At 67.2% G+C, this 26,691-nt stretch carries 21 protein-coding genes and 1 pseudogene; 10 read left to right on the top strand and 12 right to left on the bottom strand.

What is annotated here, in order from left to right:
- Window positions 1–17: 17 nt before the first annotated feature.
- Complete coding sequence (locus tag ACFWBU_RS07390) at window positions 18–806, top strand: SDR family NAD(P)-dependent oxidoreductase (protein ID WP_378527930.1); 789 nt, start codon at window positions 18–20, stop codon at window positions 804–806.
- Window positions 807–816: 10 nt separating this feature from the next.
- Here ACFWBU_RS07390 and fdhD read toward each other — a convergent pair whose 3' ends face one another.
- Entirely contained in the window at window positions 817–1,647 is an 831-nt protein-coding gene (gene fdhD / locus ACFWBU_RS07385) for a formate dehydrogenase accessory sulfurtransferase FdhD (RefSeq protein ID WP_169620485.1), read from the bottom strand.
- A 246-nt stretch (window positions 1,648–1,893) separates the two neighbouring features.
- Between fdhD and ACFWBU_RS07380 the strand changes: the two genes are divergently transcribed.
- Entirely contained in the window at window positions 1,894–3,231 is a 1,338-nt protein-coding gene (locus ACFWBU_RS07380; protein WP_378527929.1) for an ammonium transporter, read from the top strand.
- 66 nt (window positions 3,232–3,297) lie between these two features.
- Here ACFWBU_RS07380 and ACFWBU_RS07375 read toward each other — a convergent pair whose 3' ends face one another.
- The 7 genes from ACFWBU_RS07375 to ACFWBU_RS07345 form a co-directional block, all read right to left on the bottom strand.
- On the bottom strand, window positions 3,298–3,945 hold the full coding sequence (locus ACFWBU_RS07375) for an XRE family transcriptional regulator (RefSeq protein WP_169620487.1): 648 nt from the start codon (window positions 3,943–3,945) through the stop codon (window positions 3,298–3,300).
- Between the two features lie 86 nt (window positions 3,946–4,031).
- On the bottom strand, window positions 4,032–5,357 hold the full coding sequence (locus ACFWBU_RS07370; RefSeq protein ID WP_169620488.1) for an FMN-binding glutamate synthase family protein: 1,326 nt from the start codon (window positions 5,355–5,357) through the stop codon (window positions 4,032–4,034).
- A gap of 31 nt (window positions 5,358–5,388) precedes the next feature.
- Window positions 5,389–6,084: a protein glxC gene (locus ACFWBU_RS07365; RefSeq protein ID WP_296550932.1), complete on the bottom strand. Its 696-nt coding sequence runs from the start codon at window positions 6,082–6,084 to the stop codon at window positions 5,389–5,391.
- A 43-nt stretch (window positions 6,085–6,127) separates the two neighbouring features.
- Entirely contained in the window at window positions 6,128–7,015 is an 888-nt protein-coding gene (locus tag ACFWBU_RS07360; protein ID WP_378527928.1) for a glutamine amidotransferase, read from the bottom strand.
- A gap of 18 nt (window positions 7,016–7,033) precedes the next feature.
- Window positions 7,034–8,434 (bottom strand): type III glutamate--ammonia ligase, encoded by a 1,401-nt coding sequence (glnT, locus tag ACFWBU_RS07355; protein WP_378527927.1) that lies wholly within the window; start codon window positions 8,432–8,434, stop codon window positions 7,034–7,036.
- A 142-nt stretch (window positions 8,435–8,576) separates the two neighbouring features.
- Window positions 8,577–9,119, bottom strand: a complete 543-nt coding sequence (locus ACFWBU_RS07350; RefSeq protein ID WP_296550935.1) for a pentapeptide repeat-containing protein — start codon at window positions 9,117–9,119, stop codon at window positions 8,577–8,579.
- A 522-nt stretch (window positions 9,120–9,641) separates the two neighbouring features.
- Complete coding sequence (locus tag ACFWBU_RS07345) at window positions 9,642–10,832, bottom strand: NAD(P)/FAD-dependent oxidoreductase (RefSeq protein ID WP_378527926.1); 1,191 nt, start codon at window positions 10,830–10,832, stop codon at window positions 9,642–9,644.
- 113 nt (window positions 10,833–10,945) lie between these two features.
- Between ACFWBU_RS07345 and ACFWBU_RS07340 the strand changes: the two are divergent.
- Window positions 10,946–11,549, top strand: a pseudogene (locus ACFWBU_RS07340) (GNAT family N-acetyltransferase).
- A 24-nt stretch (window positions 11,550–11,573) separates the two neighbouring features.
- Here the strand turns inward: ACFWBU_RS07340 and ACFWBU_RS07335 are convergent.
- From ACFWBU_RS07335 to thiD, 4 genes are all read right to left on the bottom strand, one after another.
- The gene (locus ACFWBU_RS07335) at window positions 11,574–12,614 is read right to left on the bottom strand and encodes a hypothetical protein (RefSeq protein WP_169652454.1); all 1,041 of its coding nucleotides are present in this window, start codon (window positions 12,612–12,614) and stop codon (window positions 11,574–11,576) included.
- A complete protein-coding gene (locus tag ACFWBU_RS07330; RefSeq protein ID WP_378527925.1) occupies window positions 12,604–13,683 on the bottom strand; it encodes a hypothetical protein in 1,080 nt (359 codons plus the stop codon). The genes ACFWBU_RS07335 and ACFWBU_RS07330 overlap by 11 nt, the downstream gene beginning before the upstream one ends.
- Window positions 13,684–13,686: 3 nt before the next feature.
- Window positions 13,687–13,977, bottom strand: a complete 291-nt coding sequence (locus ACFWBU_RS07325) for a hypothetical protein (protein ID WP_169620496.1) — start codon at window positions 13,975–13,977, stop codon at window positions 13,687–13,689.
- Window positions 13,978–14,219: 242 nt separating this feature from the next.
- Window positions 14,220–15,011 carry a bifunctional hydroxymethylpyrimidine kinase/phosphomethylpyrimidine kinase gene (gene thiD / locus ACFWBU_RS07320; protein WP_378527939.1) on the bottom strand — a complete coding sequence of 264 codons (792 nt, stop codon included), beginning with the start codon at window positions 15,009–15,011 and terminating at the stop codon, window positions 14,220–14,222.
- 173 nt (window positions 15,012–15,184) lie between these two features.
- Here thiD and ACFWBU_RS07315 point away from each other — a divergent pair, with 173 nt between their 5' ends.
- From ACFWBU_RS07315 to ACFWBU_RS07285, 7 genes are all read left to right on the top strand, one after another.
- Entirely contained in the window at window positions 15,185–15,625 is a 441-nt protein-coding gene (locus tag ACFWBU_RS07315; protein ID WP_378527924.1) for a hypothetical protein, read from the top strand.
- A gap of 40 nt (window positions 15,626–15,665) precedes the next feature.
- Window positions 15,666–17,654: a S9 family peptidase gene (locus ACFWBU_RS07310; protein WP_296550940.1), complete on the top strand. Its 1,989-nt coding sequence runs from the start codon at window positions 15,666–15,668 to the stop codon at window positions 17,652–17,654.
- Window positions 17,655–17,749: 95 nt separating this feature from the next.
- Window positions 17,750–20,413 carry a valine--tRNA ligase gene (locus ACFWBU_RS07305; RefSeq protein ID WP_378527938.1) on the top strand — a complete coding sequence of 888 codons (2,664 nt, stop codon included), beginning with the start codon at window positions 17,750–17,752 and terminating at the stop codon, window positions 20,411–20,413.
- Window positions 20,410–21,831, top strand: a complete 1,422-nt coding sequence (locus tag ACFWBU_RS07300; protein WP_169620500.1) for a folylpolyglutamate synthase/dihydrofolate synthase family protein — start codon at window positions 20,410–20,412, stop codon at window positions 21,829–21,831. Before ACFWBU_RS07305 ends, ACFWBU_RS07300 begins: the two co-directional genes overlap by 4 nt.
- Before the next feature lie 71 nt (window positions 21,832–21,902).
- The gene (locus ACFWBU_RS07295; protein ID WP_169620712.1) at window positions 21,903–22,232 is read left to right on the top strand and encodes a DUF4233 domain-containing protein; all 330 of its coding nucleotides are present in this window, start codon (window positions 21,903–21,905) and stop codon (window positions 22,230–22,232) included.
- A 16-nt stretch (window positions 22,233–22,248) separates the two neighbouring features.
- Window positions 22,249–22,668 carry a nucleoside-diphosphate kinase gene (gene ndk, locus ACFWBU_RS07290; protein ID WP_169620501.1) on the top strand — a complete coding sequence of 140 codons (420 nt, stop codon included), beginning with the start codon at window positions 22,249–22,251 and terminating at the stop codon, window positions 22,666–22,668.
- Window positions 22,669–23,122: 454 nt separating this feature from the next.
- Window positions 23,123–26,584, top strand: a complete 3,462-nt coding sequence (locus ACFWBU_RS07285) for a translation initiation factor IF-2 N-terminal domain-containing protein (RefSeq protein WP_378527923.1) — start codon at window positions 23,123–23,125, stop codon at window positions 26,582–26,584.
- Window positions 26,585–26,691 lie beyond the last annotated feature (107 nt).

The raw sequence follows: 26,691 nt of genomic DNA, 5'->3' as shown, positions 1-26,691 counted from the left end.
ATCTGGGAGGAAGCGGCATGGGAAAGCTGGACGGACGGGTGGCAGTCGTCACCGGAGCGGGCATGGGCATCGGCCGCGGTGTCGCCGGTGCACTCGCCCGCGACGGGGCGAACATCCTGGTCGCCGAGGTGGACGCGGAGGCCGGTGCCGACACCGCGCGGTGGCTCACCGACCGGTGGGGCGTGCGGGCGGAGTTCGTCCACACCGACGTGACCGATCGGGAGCAGGTGCACGCGATGGTGGACACTGCCGCCCGGGAGTTCGGCCGACTCGACATCCTCGTCAACAACGCCTGGCGGTCGCTGGGGTTCGCACGGATGGAGAAGACACCGGAGGACTCGATGCGGGCAGGCTTCGACATGGCCGTGATGGCCGCGTTCTGGGCGATGCAGCGCGCGTTCCCCGAGTTGGCGCGGCACGGAACCGGGCGGGTGATCAACATGTGCAGCCTCAACGGCGTCAACGCGCACATGTACTCGGTGTCGTACAACGCTGCGAAAGAAGCGTTGCGCAGCATGACCCGCACCGCGGCCCGCGAGTGGGCGCCGAAGCAGGTGTGCTGCAACGTGATCTGTCCCGGAGCGCAGAGCGCAGCCTATCGGCGGGTGGCGGAGGCCGATCCGGAAATGGCGGCAACGCAGGCCGCAGCGAACCCGATGGGCCGGATCGGTGACCCGCTCGACGACATCGGCACCGTCGCGGCATTCCTCGCGAGTGACGACTCCCGATATCTGACCGGCAACACGCTGTTCGTCGACGGCGGCAGTCACATCAACGGGGTGCAGTGGGCGCCGAACGTGGACTGACCGCGCCTGCTCAGCCGACCTTGACGCGCTCGGTCGCTGTGTAGACGTTCATCGTGTCGCCCCGCAGGAATCCCACGAGGGTCAGTCCCGACTCGGCGGCGAGGTCCACCGCGAGGGACGACGGCGCCGAGACCGCGGCGAGCACCGGCACCCCGGCCATGACCGCCTTCTGGACGAGTTCGAACGACGCGCGCCCGCTCACCATGAGCACGCTGTTCGAGAGCGGGACGCGGCCGTCGGTGAGCGCCCAGCCGAGCACCTTGTCGACCGCGTTGTGCCGTCCGACGTCTTCGCGCACTGCGAGTAGTTCGCCGTCCGGAGTGAACAGTGCCGCCGCGTGCAGGCCGCCGGTCGAGGCGAACACCTGCTGCTTGTCGCGCAGGGTGTCGGGCATCGTCGTGAGGGTTCCGGCCGCGAGCATGGGCGAGTCCGCGTCGGTGAGGGGAAAGCGGGTACGCGTGCGCACCTGATCGAGCGATTCCTTGCCGCACACGCCGCACGCCGACGTGGTGGTGAACGAGCGCCGGCCGACGCCTTCTCCGATCGTGACGCCGGGGGCCAGGGCGACGTCGAGGACGTTGTACGTGTTGGCCCCGTTCTCGTCGACTCCGTCGCAGTAGCGGACCGCCGCGACATCCTCACGGTCGCTGATCATGCCTTCGCTCAACAGGAAGCCGTGCACCAGATCGACATCGTGACCGGGCGTCCGCATCGTGATCGTCAGCGCGTCGCCGCCGAGTCGGATTTCGAGCGGTTCCTCGACGGCGAGGGTGTCCGGTCGCCGCGACACCCGGTCCGCCGTGATGCGCAGGACAGGTCGGCGGGCGGTCACGCGTCCCATCGTTCACCTCCGGTGTGTCGTCTTCCCACGATACGGAACTCGTCGCGTGATCGCTCCCGGGGTCGGGCAGATCCGGGTGGGTCGCCCTCGGGGGGCTACTCCGGCACTGTAACGAGATCTTCACGGGGTGGGCGCGTGCGGGTTTACATGCTCGGTCCACTCTCAGGGAACGGTGATGAACAAGGAAAGACTCTCGCCGATCGATGGGCCGAAAGGTCTTCCCTCAGGACTGGACAAGGTGACCCTATGGAACAGGCACTTGCTGCCGCGGATACCGCCTGGATACTGGCGGCGTTCACGGCCGTCGCACTGATGGTCCCGGGCCTCGCGCTGTTCTACGGCGGCATGCTCGGTGTCAAGAGTGCGCTCAACATGATCATGATGGTGTTCGGCGGGTTCGCCGTAGCGGGCGTGGTGTGGGTCTTCTTCGGTCCCGCGGCGGTGCTCGGCGACAGCGTCGGCGGACTCGGCCTCATCGGCAATCCGTTCACGGACGTCGGACTCGCCTCACTTCTCGAGGAAGACCCGGCCGGCGGGATTCCGGCCGCACTCACCGCGGCCTTCCACCTCCTCTTCGCAGGAATCACGGTGGCGATCATCGCGGGCGCGGTCGCCGACCGCATGAAGTTCTCCGCCTGGCTCGTGTTCTCCGGAATCTGGCTCGTGCTCGTCTACTTCCCGGTCGCGCACTGGGTGTTCGCATTCGACGACGAGGAGGCCGGCACCAAGGGTGGGTGGATCGCCAACACGCTCGGCGCCCACGACTTCGCCGGCGGCACCGCCGTCCACATGAACGCGGGAGTCGCCGCACTCGCGGTCGCGATCGCCCTCGGTGCCCGGCGCGGCTTCCCGCACGTGGCCCGGCCGCACAGCCTGCCGCTGGTCGTACTGGGCGGCGGCATCCTGATGTTCGGCTGGTTCGGATTCAACGGCGGATCGGCGGGCGGCGCTAACCACACCGCCGGTGTCGTCGTCCTCAACACGATGGCCGCCGCGGTAGCGGGCCTTCTCGGCTGGATCCTGGTGGAACGCATCACGGAGAAGCACGCCACCACCCTCGGAGCCGTATCCGGCATGATCGCCGCCCTGGTCGGCATCACGCCCGCCGCCAGCCTCGTCTCACCGCTCGGTGCTCTCGCGATCGGTGTCGTCTCCGGTGCGGTCAGCTGCTTCGCGGTGGGATGGAAGTTCAAGATGGGTTACGACGACTCGCTCGACGTCGTCGCGATCCACCTGATGGGCGGTGTCGTCGGCACGACCCTCATCGCGTTCATCGCAACGGCCGCTGCGCCCGCGGGTGTCGACGGCTTGTTCTTCGGCGGCGGCATCGATTTCCTCGGTCGCCAGATCGTCGCGATGGCTGCGGTCTTCGCGTATTCGTTCGCGGTGACCTTCCTGATCGCCAAGGTCCTCGACAAGACCATGGGTATCCGGGTCGATGCCGAGACCGAGAAGATCGGTATCGACGTGCCGGTGCACGGTGAAACCGCCTACGTCATGGATTCGTTCGCGGCCGGTGCGCCGTCGAAGATGCGTCCTTCCGATTTCGCGGAGGATCGTGACATCGTCGTTCCCACGACCTGACGGTCACCCCACGAGATCGTGCACGGATGATGCGCCCCCGCCGGTTCTCCCGGCGGGGGCGCGTCGTCATCCCTGGTGATTGTCGGGGTATGCCGTCACCGCGAGGAACCGGATCGGCAATGTGACGAGTTCGTTCGGCCCGTGGACGCCCTCGCCGTCGAGCAGCAGTGAATCGCCGGCCGTGAGGCGGTACTCGGAATCGCCGTGGCCGTAGACCATTTCGCCTTCGAGCATGTACAGCAATTCGGTTCCGGGGTGCTGGAAGAGAGGGAAGATGTCGCTCGCGTCGGTGAGGGTCACCAGGACCGGTTCGAGACGCTGGTGCTGACCGCGGAGCGCACCGAGCAATTCGTAATGATGGCCTGCGCGGGTACCGCGGCCGACGATCTCGGCGCCGTGGCCGCTCTTGGTGAACACCGCCTCGCGGTGTGCGTCGGCACCCCGGAACAGGGAGGTGACGGGCACGTCGAGACCCGCGGCGAGGCGTGCGAGGGTGGACAGGCTGCACGAGGTCTGCGCGTTCTCGATCTTCGAGAGCATCGCCTTGGAGATGCCCACCTTCGCAGCCATGTCGCCGACCGACAGTCCACTGGCCAGGCGCAGTGCCCGCACTTGGTGTGCGATGGCCCGTTCGAGATCGACGCCCGTGGGGGTGTCCCGAGGGACCTCGCGGCCGGAGGTGTCGTGGAGGACGGCGCGATCCGGTGTGGTCATATCAGCAGACTACAACCTGTTTCCCGGCAGTAGACAGCCCGCGGCACCTCCGGCCGGAGGCTCGGAGGTGCCGTGGGGACGCGGAGTCAGAACGCTCGTCCGGGAATCCACTCGGTGCCGGCGAGGGGCACGCGGGCCATCGCCGCGGATTCGATCGTCAGGGCCACCAGGTCCTGTGGTTCGAGATTGCGCAGGTGCGACTTGCCGCACGCGCGCGCGATGGTCTGAGCCTCCATGGTGAGGACGCGCAGGTAGTTCGCGAGCCGCCGTCCACCCTCGATCGGATCGAAATTGCGCTGCAGTTCCGGGTCCTGCGTCGTGATGCCCGCGGGGTCCTTGCCGTCCTGGAAGTCGTCGTAGAAGCCCGCGGCCGAGCCCAGTTTCGCGTACTCCGCCTCGTACTTCGGATCGTTGTCGCCGAGTGCGATCAGCGCGGCGGTCCCGATCGCCACGGCGTCGGCGCCGAGTGCCATCGCCTTCGCGACGTCGGCGCCCGACCGGATACCACCGGAGACGATGAGCTGTACACCACCCGGCGTGCGGTGCATTCCCATCTCCTGCAACGCCTGCACGGCCTGGGGGATGGCAGCGAGCGTGGGGATCCCGACGTGTTCGATGAAGACATCCTGGGTCGCGGCCGTGCCGCCCTGCATGCCGTCGACGACGATCACGTCCGCGCCGGCCTTCACGGCGAGCTTGACGTCGTAGTACGTGCGGGTGGCCCCGACCTTGACGTAGATCGGCTTTTCCCAGCCGGTGATCTCCCGCAGTTCGATGATTTTGATCGCGAGGTCGTCGGGTCCGGTCCAGTCGGGGTGCCGGCATGCGCTGCGCTGGTCGATACCCACGGGCAGTGTCCGCATTCCTGCCACCCGCTCGGTGATCTTCTGGCCGAGCAGCATTCCACCGCCGCCGGGCTTGGCGCCCTGACCGAGCACGATCTCGATGGCGTCGGCCTTGCGCAGGTCGTCGGGATTCATCCCGTACCGGGACGGAAGGTATTGGTAGACCAGATATTTGGATTGTCCGCGTTCCTCCGGTGTCATGCCGCCGTCTCCGGTGGTGGTGGAGGTGCCGACCTCACTCGCGCCGCGTCCGAGGGCATCTTTCGCGCCGCCCGAGAGGGCGCCGAAACTCATTCCGGCGATGGTGACGGGGATTTCCAGGTGAAGCGGGTACTTCGCATGACGATCTCCGAGGACGACATCGGTCTCGCACTTCTCCCGGTATCCCTCCAGGGGGTACCGCGACATCGACGAACCGAGGAACAGCAAGTCGTCGAAGTGTGGGACCTTGCGTTTGGCGCCCCAGCCACGAATGTCGTAGATGCCGGTGTCGGCGGCACGCTGGATCTCGTGAACGACGTTGCGGTCGAAGGTCGCCGATTCGCGCAGACCGGGCCGGAATGTCATGGAAGTCTCCTCGCTGTCGAGCGGGTCGGGATCAGTACGCGGACGCGTTGTCCACATGGAAGTGGTAGAGGCTGCGGGCGGAGCCGTACCGGGTGAAGTCGCTGGGATCGGCGTCGAAGCCGGCCGCGTCGAGCAGTTCCCGGAGTTCCGCGAGATGTTCGGGGCGCATCGGTTTGGCGATGCAGTCTGCGCCGAGGGAGGCGACAGTGCCCCGCACGTAGATGCGCGCCTCGTACAGCGAATCGCCGAGCGCCTCACCCGCGTCGCCCAGTACGACCAGTCGTCCGGCCTGCCCCATGAACGCGCTCATGTGGCCGATGTTGCCGCCGACGACGATGTCGACGCCCTTCATCGAGATCCCGCAGCGAGCGGCGGCGTTCCCTTCGATCACGAGTAAGCCGCCGTGGGCGGTGGCTCCGGCGGATTGGGACGCGTCCCCGGTTACCCGCACCGTGCCCGACATCATGTTCTCCCCGACGCCGACGCCTGCGTTGCCGTCGATCGTCACGCGGGCATGCTGGTTCATCCCGGCCGCGTAGTAGCCGACGTGTCCGGAGATGTGCACCTCGATGGGCCGGTTCAGTCCGCACGCCAGTGCGTGCTGCCCCTGTGGATCGGTGACGTGCACGGTGGCGGGTGCCTCGGTCGCCTGGAGCGCCGTGTTGAGTTCCCGGGTGGTGGTCACGTCGAGGTCGTATGCGGCGGTGGGCAGCGTGTCGGTGGTCATGAGTTTCTCCGGCGTCGAAGTGGCAGCGGCAATGCGGGTCCGGTCAGCGGTGCCATACGTAGACCCGTTCGGGTTCGGGTTCGAAGATGTCTGCGTCCGATATCCCGGGAAGATGTGCGAGAGCGCGGAATTCGGATGCCATCGCCACGTAGGAGTCCGTTTCCGCGACGACGGCAGGTTTGCATGCGATCGGATCGCGCACCACGGCGAACGCATCGTCCGTGGAGACGAGCAGCGTGTAGAAACCGTCGAACCGCTCACCGAGCAGGCGAAGCGCCTTGTCGAGGTCTGCTCCGTCGGCGAGGTGCTTGGCCACGAAGCGTGCACCTACTTCGGTGTCGTTGTCGCTGTCGAACACCACGCCCTCGTCTTCCAGTTCCCGTTTCACGGAAAGATGGTTCGAGAACGAGCCGTTGTGCACCAGGCACTGGTCCGGCCCCACGGCGAACGGGTGGGAGCCCGCTGCGGTCACCGCGGATTCGGTGGCCATGCGGGTGTGGCCGACGCCCTGACGACCCGACGCCCGGGGAAGTCCGAACTGCTCGGCCAGCAGCAACGGGTTGCCCATTCCCTTGAGGACCGTGACTTCGTCGCCGAAACCGATCACGGTCGCGCCCGGGTCCACTCTGCGAACGGCGTCGGCCAGTGCCGCGGCGGGAATCGGTGCGTGGACCACGGTGGTGGGGGAGCGGTCGATGCCGGTGACGGAGACGCCCAGCGCATTCCTCAGGGCGCCGGCAAGATTCGCCGACGCTCCCAGGACGGAGACCGAGGAGTGTCCCGCCGGGGAGAATGTCGGATCTCCGTAGATGGCGACGCCCGCCGAGTCCGGTCCACGGTCCACCATTCGGCCGAGCATGTCTGTCAGCAGGTGGCCCAGACGTGGTTCGAGTGAGGCGTCACGGAGGTGAAGCCCGACGATTCCGCACATGTCTTCTCCTGGTCGGTGTCAGAAAGCGGTCAGGTAGTTGTCGATCTCCCACGGCGTCACGGTGTTGTGCCACTGGAAGAATTCCTCGCGTTTGAGGGAGGTGAAGTACTCCGTGACCCCGGGTCCGGCAGCATCGAGTGCTGCGGTGACGACGGGATCGTCGGTGAGGGCGTCCATGGCGTGCAGGAGCGTCATCGGTAATGCGTCGGAGGCGACGCCCGCACCCGGCGTACCCGGATCGAGTCCGCGTTCGACACCGTCGAGTCCGGCGGCCACCGTCGCAGCGATCGCAAGATACGGATTGGTGGAGCCGTCACCGCCTCGTAGTTCGACGCGGTGGGAGTCCGGAACCCGGATGTAGTGGGTGCGGTCGTTGCCTCCGTAGGTCGCACGACGCGGCGACCAGGTGGCGCCGGAGGTGGTCGCGGTCGCACCCGTGCGCTTGTACGAGTTCACCGTGGGTGCCAGCACGCCCTGCAGGGCGCACGCGTGATCGAGAATTCCGCCGATGAACGAGTAGGCGAGGTCGGACAGGCCCAACCCCCGGAGGTCCCCGGCGTCGGGGAACGCGGCACGGTCGCCGTTCCACAGGGACATGTGCATGTGCATGCCGGTACCGGTTCGGTCGGCGAAGGGCTTGGGCATGAAAGTTGCGGTCATGCCGCGTTGCTCGGCGAGGACGGAGATCAGGTACCGCAGGGTCATCACGCGGTCGGCCGTGACGAGGGCCTCGTCGTAGCGGAAGTTCTGTTCGAACTGGCCGTTGCCGTCCTCGTGGTCGTTGGCGTAGTTGCCCCAGCCGAGAGTGTTCATCGCCGACGAGATGGAGGTCAGGTGCTCGTACATGCGGGTCACGTCGCGGGCGTCGTAACAGGGCTGGCGCGAGGTGTCGAGGAGATCGGCGGTGCGCAGGGTCCCCTTCTCGTCGCGCTGGACGAGGAAGTACTCGATCTCGGCGCCGACCTTGACCGTGAGTCCCTTTTCCGCCGCGGCGGCGAGCGCCTTCTGGAGGATGATTCGCGGGGCGAAGGGCCAGGGCTTGCCTTCCACGTGGGGATCGCAGTGGACGAGCGCGAGGCCGTCGCGGATGAAGGGGATGGGGGTGAACGAAGAGAGATCGGGGATCGCGACGAGGTCGGGATCTTTCGGCACCTGGCCGATGGAACCGGCTGCGTAGCCGGCGAATCCGACACCGTCGTTCTGGAGTTCGTCGGCCGACTCGACCGGAACCAGCTTGGCACAGGGCTTTCCGGACAAGGTCGTGAAGACGGCCAGGATGAAGCGGGTGCCGGTGGCGCGTGCGAGGGAAGCGAGATCTGTGGCCTGGTCCGCGATGGTGCCGGACGCAGTGCTCGGGTGCGGGTGACCGTTCGTCGACTGCGACCGCCGGGAGATGAGGTCGGTGGCTTCGAGCGTCATGGGAACTCCTGTGGTTCGGCGGCGGGGTTTCATGATGTGAATCGCTGTCGAATGTAATGAAACATAGCACGCATGACGACGGCGTTACGGAGCGGAGAAACGTCTGTGACACTCCGCCCCGTCCCAGGCCGATATCGACGCGCTAGCTGCCCCAGTGAGCCGGCGGTGAGAGGCGGTGCGGCAGCGTGGTGTCCGCACTACCCCGGGCGGCCGCGATCTGTGGCTGCGTCACATACAGTGCGGTCGAAAGGTCTGCGCCCTCGATCCGGGCATCCCGCAGGTCGGCGCCGAGGAGATCGACACCGGCCAGGGTGCTTCCCCGCAGATCTGCCGCGATCAGACACGCGCCTCTGAGGTCGGCGCCGCACAGGCTGTGCGCGCGCAGGTCTCTGCCCGCCAGGTCGGCACCCGGATATGCGTCGGGCACGGTCGCTCGTGCGTCTGCGCGATACCCGGCGCGCACCTCTTCGCTGACCTGCCGGAGTGCCAGGGCGACGCGGGCATGCAGTGCGTTCACCTCTGTCCTCACCAGCGCATCGAGCGTCCCGCTCGCCGTGCGTGCAACGAGTTCGGCGAGATGCAGCGCCGCTCGCGCTGCGTCGGGATCGAAGGTGCGTGCCCGCGCCTCCGCGAGGTGCCAGAGCATCTCGTGTAATTGCCGCACGACCGCGAACGCGGCAAACATCGTGCGGCGCTCCTGCGAGTCCCGATCCGGCTCGGTGCCGTGGAAGAGGCGTTGGGAGACCGCTTGGCCGGCGCCGAAGCAGTCGAAGGCCGCACAACCGCGGAACCCTCTGGCGTGCAACGTCCTGTGGATTCCACACGAATGGTCGGGCTCGAGGTTCGGGCACGGTACGCCGGCAGGTTTGTCGATGGGAAAGTCCGCCGATCTCGAGAATCCGAAAGCGTTACAGCACAGCGCGAAACAGTTCGAACAGTCGGCTTCTAGTTCCGAGGAGAGGGGGATGGTGACGGGCATGGGTGCTCCAGAAGGTGATGTGGGTGCGAATCGGGGAGCGGGGAACCAACGTCCGGTTCCCGGTCGAAACACACGGAATCACCACACCGCGGAGAGGCGACGAGAAGTCGTCGCGGTGGGTTCGGCTCACAGAGACAGCATGCGTATCACTTCCGACACCGTAACAAGCGCTGAGGCGGACCATCAAGACGCGCGAGGAGTCGGTCACGCGTTCTCACTCGCACACCTCTAGCGCATTTCACCGGCGCCCGCGTAGGGGTGCAGACTCGCCAAGGGCTTGCCCTCCTCGAATCGCGAAAACCGGAAGTCGTCGCCGTTCACCTCGGGCGTGCCGGAGATGCCGTCGAGCAGTAGATCGGCGGCCAATCGCCCGACGGCGGGAGAGATCTTGTAACCGTGGCCACTGAAGCCGACGAGCAGGAACAGGCCGGGAGCGGGGGACGGGCCGATGATCGGATTGTAGTCGGGTGTGACGTCGTAACAACCGGCGTAGGACGACGCCAGTCGCGGGTCGGGCATGTGGGGGAGCAGGCGATCCAGTTTGCCGATCGCGGCGGCGACGACGTGGTCGCCGGCGCGGTTGGAGTAGGTGTCCGGATCGGCCCACTCGGGGGTCGAGTGGTCGCTGTTGCCGACGAGCAGGTCGCCGTTCGGCTCGCGCCTGAGGTACTGCAGGTTCACCAGATCCGAGAATGTGGGCACATCCGGTGTGGGGGTTCCCTGGTCGACGAGCAGAATCGACTCGCGTTGCACGCGTACGGGGACCTCGATGCCGGCGGTGGCGCCGAGCGTCGGAGACCATGCTCCCGTCGCGAGCACCACTGTGTCCGCGTGGATTTCGGATCCGTCGGCGAGAACGACACCGTAGACTTCGCCGTTCCCGCGCTGCAGAAGGGCGGTGACCTCGGCCGCCTGCCGGATTCGGACCCCGAGGCGTCGTGCCTGCGCGGCGTAGGCCATACCCGTCATATACGCGTCGCCGTGCCCTCCGAGGGGTTCGTAGGCGAACGCCGCGAAATCGTCGAGGGCGATACCGGGCCATATGTGCGCGACCTCGTCGGCGTCGAGCGACTCCACGGGTATACCCAGATCGCGGTGCATCTCGGTGTTGGCGGTCATGGGTGCGACGTTGTTCGCGCCCACTCCCACGATGTACCCGGTCTGCCGGAAGCCGATGTCCGTACCGAAGATCTCCTCGGCAGCCGAGAAGACCTGAACCCCGTGCCAGGCCATCGCCGCGAGCGATCGCACACCGTAGTGGCAGCGGACGATCCCGCTCGATTTTCCGGTCATGCCGGAACACAGCGTGTGTCGCTCGAGAACGAGGACGTCGGATTCACCGCGTTCGGCAAGTGACCAGGCTGCGGCCAGTCCCTCGAGTCCGCCACCGACGATCACTACACGGGTGCTCTTTGTCATCGGTCCTCCACAATCGTGTTTCTTAATGAGAGACAGTGTTGCATGCTAAGAAACGTAACGACCCGTCGGCGTGTGACGTGAACGTAAAATATTGGCCCGGTAGCGTCGATGCTGTGAGCGTGACTGTGCGTCCGGCGACGAAGACCGATGTCCCTGCCGGCGCAACTGTGCTGGCGGATGCGTTCTTCGACGACCCGGTGATGGCGTGGATGTGGCCCGACGAAGGGCGTCGTGAGCACGGGCTACGACGGTATTTCGCTGCCGAAGCCCGATTTCATTCCGTGCCGGTCGGCGGTGCCGACATTGCGGAGAGGGACGAAATCGTGGGCGGTGCCGCATTGTGGGCCCCCCGGTGCATGGAAGCCGACGGTATGGCAGTCGCTTCGCATGTGGCCCCGGCTCGCGGTCGCACTCGGCAGTCACCCGCGCGCCGGAATCGCCGTCAGCGCAGCACTCGAGGCAGTTCATCCCGCCGAACCGCACTGGTACCTCTCGACGCTCGGTAGCGCGTCGCACTCGCGCGGAGGAGGATTCGGTGCCGCCCTACTCCGCTCCCGACTCGACCGCTGCGACGCGACGCACGCGCCGGCCTATCTCGAATCCAGCAAGGAAGTGAACATCGGCTACTACGAACGCTTCGGATTCGAGGTCACCCGCGAGATCGTGATTCCCCGCGGCGGGCCCACCCTCTGGGCCATGTGGCGGAATCCGCGCTGAGCGACAGGGGACTCGACCGCGCTGTCACAAGCTCCACTTCCGGAGGAACTCGTCGCGACCCGTGGAGCCCGGTACGAGACGGGGGACGGGAACCGGACGTCGCTGGGAGCGCCACCACGCTGTTGTGGCGTGCGACCGCAGGACTTCGACAGTGCGAGCGATGGCTTCGGGGTCGCGCAATTCGCGACGCGCGTCGGGGTTTTCCATGTAGTGCTCGACCGCTGCGTCGATGATCTCGGGAGAGATCCTGAAAGGTCGGCGGTCGACGTGCACGAAAAACGGCAGGTCGTCTGTGAGGGAGCCGTGTTTGATGACGGTGTTGTCGAATCTTTTCCACAGGGGGATCGGCGAGGAGAACGTGGCGCGGTGGCTGGGACCGACCCAGACAGCGAGGAATTTCCAGTGCCCGTTGGGTTGGACGAGAAAGAGGCTGTCCCAAGGTATCCACGCGTCGTGGGCGTAACCGCGGAGGTGGAGTCCGTCGTGCCGGATCGCGATGTGACCGGGGCGGACACGGCCGAGCACGATCAGCACGACGATGACTGCCTGATACCCGAACGTGAAGACCAGGAGGATTGCCAACCACCAGGGCTCGATCTCCTCCTCGACCGGGGAGACATCGGTGGTGGACACACCGATTTTCAGCAGGAACCCCATGAAGACAGTGAGTCCGGGAAGCACCGCGAACATGGTCAGGTTGTAGATCAACCGTGACTGACGGAGCAGGAGAGCCGGTATGCCCTCGTCGGTGCCGACGGCGATGTCGGAACGCCGGGTGCGAGGGCTGTGCATCAGCACGAGGAAGACGGGGAGAAGCCAGATGACCACCCCGAATCCGAGTGTGAACCAGAGCCAATCGGTCGCGTAGGTCGGACCGAACTGAAACCTGTCCGGGGTGATATCCACCGTGCCGTCCCGCCACTGTCCGAAGGCGTGAACAACCAGGCCGGTGCTGAGAGCAATAAGTAGGGCAGCGGTCACGCAATGTCCGTAGACCGTGAGGGTTCCGTATACCTTCCGACGGGTCCCGCTGTCCGCCTCCATCGGCGCATTGTCAGTTGCCATCGGTGAGTACCTCTCGGACGGCGTCGCCGAGGGCGAACAACGCATCTTTTGCTTCATCCAGTTCGCGGCCTCCGGCTTCGAGGGTGCTGAGAACTGTCGCGGACGAATCCTCGTAGAGGTGGTCGGCACCGCCGGAGGCGAAGATGCCGACCGCTGTTCCTACCGCTGCGCCGCCCAGAGTGCCTAAGAAGGGAAACGCTGACCCGGCAATAGCTCCCGCGGCTATCGACGCGGCGAGCCCGGTCGAATTGGAGACCACAGCCTGCTCGAGAGGCTCACCGCCGCCGAAATAGTCGAGTCCGACGCCGGCAACGAGGCCCACGGCCCCTGTCCCCACGGCCAACCTGGTCGGAACCGGCGCCAGATCGCCGCGCTTCGCGATCGTGGAGGCGAGATCGTCGGTGGATGCTTTCGCCTGTCCGAACATGCGCCGCACCTCGTCGTACGGGGTACCCGGCGCGAGGTCGAGCACCGCCTGCATCGACCGCGCCGAACGTTCGAGACACATGGTGGCTCTTCTCGCCAACCGTTCGACGCGTTCGCGCAGTTCGGCTGTCAGGTAGTCGAACCCGGTGGTGGTAGTGAACAATGCGGCCCAGGCGGGACTCGTCCACCGATGGGTGACTCCCGCGATATCGCGTGCCCACCGGCGGTGCACATCTGTCGCGGCATCCGCCAACTCGTCATAGATTCGGAGCAGAGACTCGTCCGAATATGGACCCGGATCGCCGATGGTGTTGCACACGACCGGGAGTCCGGCACTCGCTGCGCGGTCGCGAATATCCGACATATCCGCGAGAGCCGAAGCGAGCGCAACCGACAGCGTGTCGAAATCGTCCGCAGCGGAGAGCGTCCTCGCGTGAAACTCGTCGACGACCCGCACGATCCGCGATGCCTCGCGCAGGTACCGGTCGGACGCCTCTCCCTCCCATGCGTCATCGGCGATGCGGCGGGCTTCTTCGGCATTGTCCCCGGCCGCAGCGAGGGCGGCCGCGAGGTGGCAGCGGATCAAGTGCCCGACGCGCGAGATATCGGCGGGATCGCCGTCGATGTAGGTATCGATCGGCACGGCTCACTCGCCCTGATCGGGCCATGCAGTGACGATTCGCTCGGCGGTGCCGGCGTCACTGTCGCGGTACGCCTCGGCGCAGGAGCTGAGCATGCCCGCAGCGATACCGAGCGTGTGCACGAGACCTGCGACATCCCCGACGGCCCGCCCGAGTACGCCGACAAGCGCGCCGGTGGCCGCGCCCGCCTGCACTGTGTCGGGAAGCGGGTCGACTGCGGCCGCCACAACACGGGCGGAGTCTTCGTATCGCGCTGCGGCGCGGAGTAGTTCGTTCGGATCGACGTGCAGGCTCAACGTGTCGCCTGCCGGCGCGGCGTGCTCCCGTTATGCGGTCGTCGGCCTTCGCCGCCGTACAACGCTCGGCCACATGGACTTTGCAGAAGTGGTGACACTGCATGCGACGGTAAGGTCACGACGATCCCCCCTGATCGGTCGGCGACGCCGGACCCCCCGGTCGGCGACATCGGTGACAGGGTATCAAGATCGAATCGGTTGTGCGATGCGGGCGCAGCGACTACGCCCCGTGACTACGGCGGTCAGGCACCCTGCCACACGGTGTCGAACGGCGTGTGCCCCGACACCCGGCCCTTGATGCCCTTGGTGACGAAGTCCTTCGCATTCTGCACCGCGCGAGTGACGTCGGTGCCTTTCGCGATTTCCGCGGTGATCGCGGCGGCGAGAGTGCACCCGGCGCCGGAGACCCGCTCGCCGCCGATCTTGGGTGCCGACAGCAGCGTCACCTCCCGGCCGTCGAACAGCACGTCGACCGCGTCGTCACCGGCGAGTTCGACACCGCCCTTCGCGACGACGTACTGCGGTCCGAGGTCGTGGATGCGGCGCGCGGCTTCGACCAGGTCGTCGACCGAGTCGATGCTGTCCATGCCGGACAGGGTGCGGGCCTCGAAGAGGTTGGGGGTCACCACGGTGGCGTGGGGGAGTATCTGGGTGCGCAGCGCGTTGTCGGTGTCGAGTGCCGCGCCGGGTTCCTGCCCTTTGCAGATCAGGACCGGGTCGAGCACGACGTGCCGCCAGTTCTTCTTGCCCAGCGCGTCCGCGACCACGTCGATCGTCGCCGGAGTTCCGAGCATGCCGATCTTCACGACGTCGAGGTCGTGGGCCGCCGTCGCAGCCTGAATCTGGTCGGCGATGACCTGCGGGTCGATCGGTACGAATCGGTGACCCCAGTTGTTCTCGGGGTCGAACGACACGATGCAGGTGATGGCACCGACCCCGTACACGCCGAGTTGCTGGAACGTCTTGAGGTCCACCTGCAGCCCGGCACCGCCGGTGGCTTCCGATCCGGCAATGACGAAGGCGAGATCGACCACGATGAGTTCTCCGTTCGGCTGGGATGATCGCGGATGCATCAGCGATCGTGTAGCAGGCGTCCCAGCCTAACAACCGGGACTACGGAGCCCGCAGGGGTCATCGGGCGAAACGCCCGGTGTGTACGGTCCTCGTCCGGCAGCATGGAGGCATGTGACGGCGTAGGCGAGGGACGATGACACGCTTCTTCGGAGTGATGCTGGTACTGGTGGCAGTCGTCGCTGCCGGTTTCTATTTCGCCTTGCGCGGCCTCTCCGACTCGGATTCGACGAGGACCGTCGAAGACACCCGGGTGCTCCTCGACGGCACTCCCACCACGTGCGGCGAACTGCTCGGCGCACCGTGCAGCGTGGCGCTGCAAACCACGTACAACCGGATCGCGCCCCGACTCGACGGCTTCGTGCGCGGAGCCGATCTCGGTCCGTGGGCCGCAACGCTCGACTCCGACGAGACGGCCGCCCTCGTCGTCGAAGCGTGCAGCCTGATCGGTCAGCCGGGGCAGACGCAACTCGAATTCGTCGACCTTGCCCGCGTCCGGCACCCGGAGGCGGGGAGCCCGGAGCTGTTCCCCTTCTGGAATCGTGCGCGTGAGGGTCTGTGCCCACCTCCGGCCTGACACACCCGCAGGGCGCGTCCCCGACGTTAGGGTTTCGGGCATGACCGCCTTCGACGATCTCGACGACTACCTTGCGCTGCCGCGTGCCACGAGCCTCGTGATGTCGCCCGACGGCACCCGCCTGGTACTCGCGCAATCGGTGCTCGACGAGAAGGCCACGGCGTACACCGGGGCACTGTGGGAAATCGATCCCGCAGGCCACGAACCCGCTCGCCGGCTGACGCACGGCGTGACGGGCGAATCGAACCCGACGTTCACAGCCGACGGCGACCTGCTGTTCATCGCCTCCCGGGGGGACGGCGACCCGGCGTCACTGTGGAGCCTCCCCGCAGCCGGAGGCGAAGCCACACCCGTGGCCACACGCAAGGGCGGCGTCGCGACGGTCCACGCCGCGGCATCCGCAGATCGCATCGTCGCCACCGCGAGCGTGTTCGGGCACCGGGACAGCGACGACGAACGTATTCGCACCGCACGCGACGACGCGAAGGTGACCGCGACCCTGCACACCGGATATCCCGTCCGCTACTGGGATCACGATCTCGGACCCGACCGCCCGCATCTGCTGACCGTGCGGGAACGCGGAGACCTGGTCGACCTGACACCCGGCATCCGCGGTGCTCTGCGCGACGCGCAACTCGACGTGGCCGCCACCGGGTCGTTCGCCGTGTCGACCTGGGTCGTATCCGGCCCGCGCGCATCCCGGCGGACCACTCTCGTGCGGATCGACCTCGCTACCGGACTTCGCACGCCGCTCGTCGACGATCCCACCGGGGACGCGCTCCACCCCGTCGTGTCACCGGACGAAACCCGGCTCGCCTTCCTGCACGAGACGGCGGGCGATCCCGACACGCCCCTGAAGACGACGGTGCGCGTACTCGACCTCACGGACGGCACCACCACCGTCGCGGCACCCGGATGGGACCGGTGGCCCACCTCGATCGCATGGCTACCCGACGGGTCCGGACTCGTCCTCACCGCAGACGACCACGGACGCGCCCCCATCTTCGTACTCCGCTCGGGAGCCGACCGCCCCGACGCACTCACCGGCGGGGACGAGGCCTACACCGACGTGCGTGTCGCACCCGACGGCACTGCTCTGTACGCGCTGCGCGCCTCGTATCGCATGCCGCCGCACCCCGTCCGCATCGCTCTCACCGGACCCGACGCGGGCACCGTGACCCCGTTGCGAGCCCCCGCGGACCTACCGGAGCTTCCCGGTAGGCACACCGAGATCACCACGACCGCCGCGGACGGAACCCCGCTGCGTGGATGGCTCGTGCTGCCGCACGACGCGACGGAGGGCACGCCCGTCCCACTGCTGCTGTGGATTCACGGTGGACCGCTGGGAAGTTGGAACACCTGGTCGTGGCGATGGAATCCGTGGCTGATGGTCGCGCGCGGATACGCCGTGTTGCTCCCGGATCCCGCACTGTCCACCGGGTACGGCGAAGAGTTCGTCCTGCGAGGCTGGGGCCGGTGGGGAGCCGAACCGTACACCGACCTCATGGCGATCACCGACGAGGCCGTCGCGCGACCCGACATCGACGCCGACCGCACCGCGGCGATGGGCGGATCGTTCGGCGGCTACATGGCGAACTGGGTGGCCGGGCACACCGATCGGTTCCGCGCGATCGTCACCCACGCGGGTTTGTGGGCGCTCGACCAGTTCACGCCGACCACCGACGTCGCCTGGTACTGGCAGCGGGAGATGACTCCCGAGATGGCCGTGGAGAACTCTCCGCACCTGTTCGTCGCCGACATCGTCACTCCGATGCTGGTCATCCATGGTGACAAGGACTATCGCGTGCCCATCGGAGAGGCGCTACGGCTCTGGTACGAGTTGCTCGACGAGTCGGGGCTGCCCGCGGAGGACGACGGAACCACGGTGCACCGGTTCCTGTACTTCCCGTCCGAGAACCATTGGGTCCTCAGCCCCCAGCACGCCAAGCTCTGGTACCGGGTGGTCGAGGCGTTCCTGTCCGAGCACGTTCTGGGCCGGCCGGTCGAACTACCGGAGCTGCTGGGCTGAGGGCCGTTCCCGTGCGGGCACCGGCGGCGGTCCGGGATACCGGCAGCGGCCGACAGCCCGTGTCCAGGCGGTTTGTGCTCGACGCTTACGATTGCCTGGTGACCAGTGCGCCAGAGAACCCCCAGAATCCCGCAGATGCCCTCCCCAAGAGCTGGGACCCCAGCGCTGTCGAGGCCGAGCTCTATCAGGGGTGGGTGGACGCCGGTTACTTCGAGGCGGACCCGGGAAGCGACAAGCCCGGCTACTCCATCGTGCTCCCGCCCCCGAACGTCACGGGCAGCCTGCACATGGGTCACGCGCTCGACCACACCCTGATGGACGCGCTGACCCGCCGCAAGCGCATGCAGGGCTGTGAGGTGCTCTGGCTCCCCGGTATGGACCACGCGGGCATCGCGACCCAGACCGTGGTGGAGAAGCAACTCGCCGTCGACGGCAAGACGAAGGAAGACTTCGGCCGCGAACTGTTCATCGACAAGGTGTGGGAGTGGAAGCGCGAATCCGGCGGCACCATCCAGGGGCAGATGCGACGTATCGGCGACGGCGTCGACTGGTCGCGTGATCGCTTCACGATGGACGAGGGTCTTTCCCGTGCCGTGCAGACGATCTTCAAGCGCATGTACGACGACGGCCTGATCTACCGTGCCGAGCGCCTGGTCAACTGGTCACCGGTGCTGCAGACGGCGATCTCCGACATCGAGGTCAAGTTCGAGGAGGTCGAAGGCGAACTCGTGTCGCTGCGCTACGGCTCGCTCGACGACGCCGAGCCGCACGTCATCGTCGCCACCACCCGTGTCGAGACGATGCTCGGTGACACCGCGGTCGCGGTGCATCCCGAAGACGAGCGCTACAAGCACCTTGTGGGAACCACGATCTACCACCCGATCACGGGACGCCAGATCCCGGTGATCGCCGACGCGTACGTCGATCCCGAGTTCGGCACCGGCGCTGTGAAGATCACCCCCGCGCACGATCCCAACGACTTCGAGATGGGTCTGCGGCACAACCTGCCGATGCCCACCATCATGGACAAGACCGGCAAGATCGCAGACAGCGGAACACGTTTCGACGGGATGGACCGTTTCGAAGCACGTGTGAAGATCCGTGAGGAACTCGCCGAACAGGGCCGCGTCGTCGCCGAGAAGCGGCCGTACATCCACAGCGTCGGCCATTCCGAGCGGTCCGGTGAGACCATCGAGCCGCGCCTGTCGATGCAGTGGTGGGTCAAGGTCGACAAGCTTGCCGAAACCGCCGGCGACGCAGTGCGCAACGGCGACATGGTCATTCATCCCAAGAGCCAGGAACCGCGCTGGTTCGCCTGGGTCGACAACATGCACGACTGGTGCATCTCGCGGCAGTTGTGGTGGGGTCATCGCATCCCGATCTGGTACGGCCCCGACGGCGAAGTGCAATGCTTCGGCCCGGACGAAACCGCACCCGAAGGCTGGGAGCAGGATCCCGACGTCCTCGACACCTGGTTCTCCTCCGGACTGTGGCCGTTCTCGACGATGGGCTGGCCCGACAAGACGCCCGAACTCGAAAAGTTCTATCCCACCAGCGTTCTCGTCACCGGCTACGACATCCTGTTCTTCTGGGTCGCCCGCATGATGATGTTCGGTACCTACGTCGCCGACGACGACGCGGTGAACGGCGGCAAGGTGCCGTTCAAGGATTTGTTCCTGCACGGACTGGTCCGCGACCAGTTCGGCAAGAAGATGTCGAAGTCGCGTGGCAACGGCATCGACCCGCTGGACTGGGTGGACCGCTTCGGCGCCGACGCACTGCGCTTCACCCTCGCGCGCGGCGCGAACCCGGGTGCCGACCTCTCCGTCGGCGAGGACCACGCACAGTCCTCCCGGAACTTCGCCAACAAGCTGTTCAACGCCACCAAGTTCGCGCTCATGAACGGCGCCGTGGTGAGCGAGATCCCGGCCCGCGACGACCTCACCGACGCCGACCGGTGGATCCTCGACCGGCTCGACCAGGTGCGCGCCGAGGTCGACGAGGCCTTCGAGAAGTTCGAATTCTCCAAGGCGTGCGAGGCGCTGTACCACTTCGCGTGGGACGAAGTGTGCGACTGGTACCTCGAGCTCGCCAAGGTGCAGTTCGCGGACGGTGACGTCAGGAGCGCGCACACCAAGGCCGTGCTCGGAACCGTGCTCGACCAGTTGCTGCGGATGCTGCACCCGGTCATCCCGTTCGTCACCGAAACGCTCTGGAAGGTGCTCACCGGCGGCGAGTCGCTGGTGATCGCATCCTGGCCGGTCGCGAGTGGCGTGCCCGCCGATGCGGACGCCCTGCGCCGCGTCGAGGACATGCAGAAGCTCATCACGGAGATCCGCCGGTTCCGCAGCGACCAGGGCCTCAAGCCGTCGCAGAAGGTCGCGGCCCGGCTCGAGGGGATCGACGGTGCCGACCTCGTCGCCCAGGTTCCCGCGGTGCGGTCACTGGCGCGTCTCACCGATCCCGAGGACGGATTCGCAGCGACGGCGTCCATCGAGGTCCGTCTGTCCCGCGCGACCGTCACCGTCGAGCTCGACACCTCCGGCAGTATCGATATCGGAGCCGAAATCGCACGTCTGCGTAAGGATCTCGCCGCGGCGGAGAAGGATCTCGCGGCGACCTCCGGCAAGCTGTCCAACGATGCGTTCCTGGCGAAGGCGCCCGAACCGGTCGTTGCGAAGATCCGCGCGCGCAAGCAGGTCGCCGAGGAAGAGATCGCTCGCATCGACGCGCGACTGAAGGAGTTGGGCCAGGCGTGACCACCGATAATTCCGGGGGACCGTCCCCGGTCGACGTCGCCGAACTGGCGCTGGTCGAGGCGGAACTCGACCAGCGCTGGCCCGAGACCAAGATCGAACCGTCGCTGGCGCGTATCGCGGCGCTGATGGACATTCTCGGCTCGCCGCAGAACAACTATCCGTCCATCCACGTGGCGGGCACCAACGGCAAAACCTCCGTCGCCCGGATGATCGACGCCCTGCTGACCCGGATGCATCATCGCGTGGGCCGCACCACGAGTCCGCACCTGCAACTCGCGACGGAGCGCATCAGTATCGACGGCGCGCCGGTGTCACCGCGCACCTATGTCGACACCTACCGCGACATCGAACCGTATGTGCGCATGGTCGACGAGCAATCCGAGGCGGCCGGCGGACCGAAGATGAGCAAGTTCGAGGTGACCACCGCGATGGCGTTCGCGGCGTTCGCGGACGCACCGGTCGACGTCGCAGTCGTGGAGGTGGGCCTCGGGGGACGCTGGGACGCGACCAACGTGGTCACCGGTCAGGTCGCGGTGATCACCCCGATCGGAATCGACCACACCGGATACCTCGGTGAGACGCTCACCGAGATCGCGGGGGAGAAGGCCGGAATCATCAAGAAGGCCCGGGGCGACGACCTGGTCCCGCGCGACACGGTCGCCGTCATCGCGCAACAGGAGCCCGAAGCGATGGACGTCCTGCTCCGGCAGACCGTCGAAGCGGATGCGGCCGTTGCTCGTGAAGGCTCCGAGTTCGCGGTGGCGCGGCGTGCCGTGGCCGTCGGAGGTCAGCAACTCGACCTCCAGGGGCTCGGCGGTGTCTACACCGACATCTTCCTGCCGCTCCACGGCGAGCACCAGGCGCACAACGCCGTGGTGGCCTTGGCTGCCGTCGAAGCGTTCTTCGGCGCCGGCCCGCAGAAGCAACTCGACGTCGACGCGGTGCGCGAGGCCTTCGCCTCGGTCGTCAATCCCGGACGCCTCGAGCGCGTGCGCAACGCTCCGACCGTCTTCCTCGATGCAGCCCACAACCCGCACGGCGCGAAGGCGCTCGCGGCCGCGCTCGCCGACGAGTTCGACTTCCGCAAACTCGTCGGCGTGGTCAGCGTCATGGCCGACAAGGATGTGGCAGGTCTCATCGAGGCGCTCGAACCGGTCTTCGACGAAATCGTCGTCACCCATAACGGCTCGCCCCGGGCGATGGACGTCGAGGATCTCGCGAATATCGCTGTCGCGCGGTTCGGCGACGAACGGGTCGTCACCGCGGAGACACTGCCCGACGCGATCGAGACCGCGATCGCGATTGCCGAGGAAGTCGGCGAACCCGGTGAGGCAGTATCGGGTGCGGGCGTCGTGGTGACCGGCTCGGTGGTGACCGCAGGTGCTGCCCGCAGTCTGTTCGGAAAGGAACCCGCGTGACCAACCAGAACCCGGCGGAACCGGAGTTCGGACCGCCGACCAAGGACCCCTGGAAGGGTTTCCGGGGTGTGATGGCCGGGACCCTCGTTCTCGAAGCGATCGTCGTACTGCTGGTGCTGCCGGTGATCGCGACCCTCGGCGGCGGCCTGACCGCGCTGTCGGGCGGGTACGTCGTCGGACTCGCGGTGCTCATGATCCTCGGGGCAGGGGTGCAGGGACGCTCGTGGGCGATTCCGTTCAACCTCACGCTGCAGGCTCTCGTCCTGCTCGGATTCCTCATCGACCCCGCGCTCGGCGCGGTCGGCGTGCTCTTCGGTGTGGTCTGGGCATACCTGCTCTACCTGCGGAAAGACATCAAGGATCGTGAATCGAGGGGTCTGCTACCGGGCCAGCGAGGCTGACCTCTACGCTTGTCGCGTGACTGAGCGCACCCTTGTACTGATCAAGCCCGACGGCGTTGCCCGCCGTCACGTCGGAGAAATCCTGTCGCGCATCGAGCGCAAGGGGCTGGACATCGTGGCTCTCGAGCTCCGTGTCGCCCCTGTCGAGGTCGCGGCGGCCCACTATGCGGAGCACGAGGGCAAGCCCTTCTACGACTCGCTGATCGAGTTCATCACCGGTGGCCCCCTCGTGGCCGCGGTGCTCGAGGGCCCGCGCGCGATCGCGGCGTTCCGTCAGCTCGCCGGCGGAACCGATCCGGTGGAGAAGGCCGTTCCGGGCTCGATCCGGGGCGATCTCGGCCTCGATCCGGGTGAGAACCTCGTCCACGGATCCGACTCCGCCGAGTCGGCCGAACGCGAGATCGCACTGTGGTTCCCGGCCCTCGCCGGTAACTAGTCCACCCACGGTGGCGGCCGTTCTGCTGGCGCCCCGGTGTCGTGCGGAAACCGTCCGCGACGACACGAATCAACGTTCCCGATATCGACCGACGGCGCCCCGCGGGGCGCCGTTGGCGTATCCGCGCACGCCTGTGTGGGATACTGGGGAAGGTTGCACCGTGCGAAACCCGTCCGGGGCGACCGAACGACATCACGGATCGATGCCCGACATCGCTGTGGCCGAGGACGAAGGAACCACCTCGCTCCGCGACATGCTGGATGTTCCGGCGCTCGAACCGCGATCAAGCCAGGCATCGCTCGGCCGTGCAGTGATAACGGGCACCGGACGGCCGTGTGATGCGAGACCGGATGATCTCGCGCCCCCAGGCGCGGGCATACAAGCAGCGCCCTCGCGTGGCCGCTCACATCGCACGAGTCGGTGATGGACGCGCCCGGGGGCTTAGGAGACTTACGTGGCCGATCAAGAGCCGCCGGAGAACAATTCCATCGAATCCGCGGACGTCGTCGCCGACGGCACCGAGGTACCGAACCTGCCCGCGAAAATTCGCGTGCACGCGCTCGCCAAGATGCTGGGACTCACCAGCAAGCAGGTGATCGCAAAGGCCACCGAACTCGGGACTGCGCTCAGCAGTGCGCACGCCACGCTGCACCGCGACGCCGCCCGAGAGGTGTACGCCGCACTGAGCGGCGCTTCCGAGCCGGTCGCTCCTGACGGACGCACCGAGGCTCAGGCACCTGAGGCCCAGGCACCCGAGGATCCGGCCGCCGAGGCGCCGGGCGACACGACGCTCGCGCACATCGAAGAGCCGGTGCTCTCCCCGGAGCCGAAGGTCGCGGACAAGGACGAGCCCGTCCAGGAGACGTCGATCGGTGGACCCACCGGTCTGTTCACATCCCCGGAACAGCACACCCCGTTGTTCGCGCCGCCGGAGCCGGTAGCCGACACGGTCGCCGCACCGCTGTTCCTGCAACCGGTCGCGCCCGCGCCTGCGGACGAGGACGCCGACGACGAACCGGTTCGTCCGCGCCGCCGCCGCGCCCGCCGAGGCGCAGCGGCGAAGGACATCGACGAGCAGACCGTCGAGAAGAACGCAGAGAAGACCGCAGAGAAGACTTCCGGGAAAGCATCCGAGACCACGTCCGACAAGGTCGCCGGAGCCGAGGCGCCGGCCGAGCAGGTCGACGAGGCGCCCGCCCGCGATACGGGCTCCGACGGCGGCCGGGCCCAGGGCCCGGACGATGACGATCAGGACGAGCATCCCCGTCGCCGCCGCCGTGGACGTCGTGGCCGTGGCCGTGGACGCGGTGACAGCGGCGAGAACGATCAGCACGACGACACCTCCTCCGAACACGAGGAGAAGAGCGGCAAGGACGACGACCGGACCGAGACCGGTCCCGCGGCCGACTCGGGCGACGACCGGCACGGCAAGCCGGCTGCCGCAGACGAGGAACCGTCGGACCAGACCAAGACGGACCAGAACAAGTCGGACCACGCCGACTCGGACGACGACTCCGAGGACGACGAGCACAGCGACGGCACGTCGCGTCGCCGTCGCCGCCGTCGTCGCCGCCGCGGATCGGCCGATTCCGACACCGACACGTCGGGCGACGACGATGCAGTTCCCACCGTCGTGCACGAGCGGGAGCCGCGGCCCAAGGCGCGCGTCAAGGACGAGGTGCAGGGCATCAGCGGCTCGACGCGCCTCGAAGCCAAGCGACAGCGTCGCCGGGACGGTCGGGAAGCCGGCCGTCGCCGTCCCCCGATCCTCACCGAGTCGGAGTTCCTGGCACGCCGTGAGTCCGTGGACCGGGTCATGGTGGTCCGCGAGCGCACCTCCGGTGCCCATGCGGGAATGACGCAGGTCGCCGTGCTCGAAGACGGCATCCTCGTCGAGCACTTCGTCACGACCTCCGGGTCGGCGTCGATGGTCGGCAACATCTACCTCGGTCGCGTGCAGAACGTGCTGCCGTCCATGGAAGCCGCCTTCATCGACATCGGACGCGGCCGCAACGGCGTGCTCTACGCCGGTGAGGTCAACTGGGAGGCTGCCGGCCTGGGAGGAAACTCCCGCAAGATCGAGCAGGCGCTCAAGCCGGGCGACATGGTGGTGGTCCAGGTCAGCAAGGACCCCGTCGGCCACAAGGGCGCGCGTCTGACCACCCAGATCAGCCTGGCCGGCCGATTCCTCGTCTACGTCCCGGGTGGATCGTCGACCGGGATCAGCCGGAAGCTGCCGGACACCGAGCGCAAGCGGCTCAAGGACATCCTGCGGGAGATCGTTCCGGCAGAAGCCGGGGTCATCATCCGCACCGCTGCGGAAGGCGTCAGCGAGGACGAACTGGCGCACGACGTGACCCGTCTGCAGTCGCAGTGGGACACGATCAGCGCCCAGGCCGACAAGGTGCAGGCCGAGGCCTCCGGGCAGCCGAAGGCGCTGTACGAGGAGCCCGACCTTCTTGTGAAGGTCGTCCGCGACCTGTTCAACGAGGACTTCTCGAAGCTGGTCATCGAGGGCGACAACGCCTGGAACACGGTCGAGTCCTACATCCGCACGGTCGCACCCGACCTGCTGCCGCGCGTGGAGCGGTACCGCTCCAACAACTCGGTGGACGTGTTCGGTGCTCACCGCATCGACGAACAGCTGGCGAAGGCGCTCGATCGTAAGGTGTGGTTGCCCTCGGGCGGCACGCTCGTGATCGACCGCACCGAAGCAATGACCGTCGTCGACGTCAACACGGGCAAGTTCACCGGCTCGGGCGGCAACCTCGAGGAAACCGTCACCCGCAACAACATCGAAGCGGCGGAAGAGATCGTCCGTCAGATGCGGCTGCGCGACATCGGCGGCATGATCGTGGTCGACTTCATCGACATGGTGCTCGAGTCCAACCGCGACCTGGTGCTGCGCCGTCTCACCGAAGCCCTCGGACGGGACCGCACCCGCCATCAGGTGTCGGAAGTCACCTCACTGGGCTTGGTGCAGATGACGCGCAAGCGTCTCGGTACCGGTTTGGTCGAGGCGTTTTCCACCACTTGTGAGCACTGCAACGGACGCGGCATCATCGTGCACTCGGAGCCGATCGAGTCCAAGCCGCACGAGGAGTCGACGCGTTCGCAGAGCGGCGGTTCGCGGCGCAAGCGGGGGCGCGACAAGAGTGCTCCGGAACCCGTCGCCGAGGTGGTCGTGGAAGAGACCGTCGCCCCGGCACCCTCGCAGGAGGAGCTGGCCAGGCGCGCGGCTCATCCTGTGGCGCTCGCCATGGCCTCGCACCACCCGGAGCACAGCGATTCCGACTCCGCTGATGCTGCTGTGGCCGACTCCGCTGATGCTGCTGTGGCCGACTCCACCGACGCTCCTGTCGCCGAGTCCGCGCACGCGGGAGCAGACGCTCCGGCGGCGCAGACACCGGCCGGCCAGGAGGCCGACCCGGTGAAGATCTCCGAGCCGTTGCGGGCAGCCGATCCCGGCCGGATCGCCGACGCCGCCCGGAGCGAATCCGGCACCGGAGAGGACGCGACTACGGTCACGACCCCTGCGGACGAGCCGGAGGAGGTCGCGGAGGAGATCGCTGCCGCCGAGGCTGCGGTCGCGAAGGCGGCCCCGAAGAGTGTTGAGGCGGAGAAGGTTTCCGCGCCGGAATCCGACTCGGAGCCCGCTCCCCGTCGTCGTCGCGCGCGCCGTGTGGCACGCCCGGCAGCACCTGCCGGGGACGCGGACGCCGCTGCGACGGTGTTCGTCCTGCCGGCCCCGGCCGCCGACTCGACGCCGGTGACGCCTCCGGCCACCACGCCGGTGTCGACGCCCGAGGACGCGTCTCCGCGCGCCGACGAACCTGCCGTCAAGGTGGTCCGCAGGACACGTTCACGGCGGGCTGCGGGACGCCCCGCGGGTCCGCCCGTAGACGCCGAAGCATGACGGGTCTCCCCGGACCGGCAGAGACCGGTCCGGGGAGCTCGGCCCGGTTTGACCCTGGCCGCCACTTTCCCGTAATCTTGTTCAGTCGCTACTCGGCGATACTGCCC

It is taken from the genome of Rhodococcus sp. NPDC060084, assembly GCF_042730335.1.
Lineage (GTDB): Bacteria > Actinomycetota > Actinomycetes > Mycobacteriales > Mycobacteriaceae > Rhodococcus.
The sequence above is the reverse complement of the archived record's forward strand: the minus strand, read 5'-3'. Positions and strand labels throughout refer to the sequence as shown.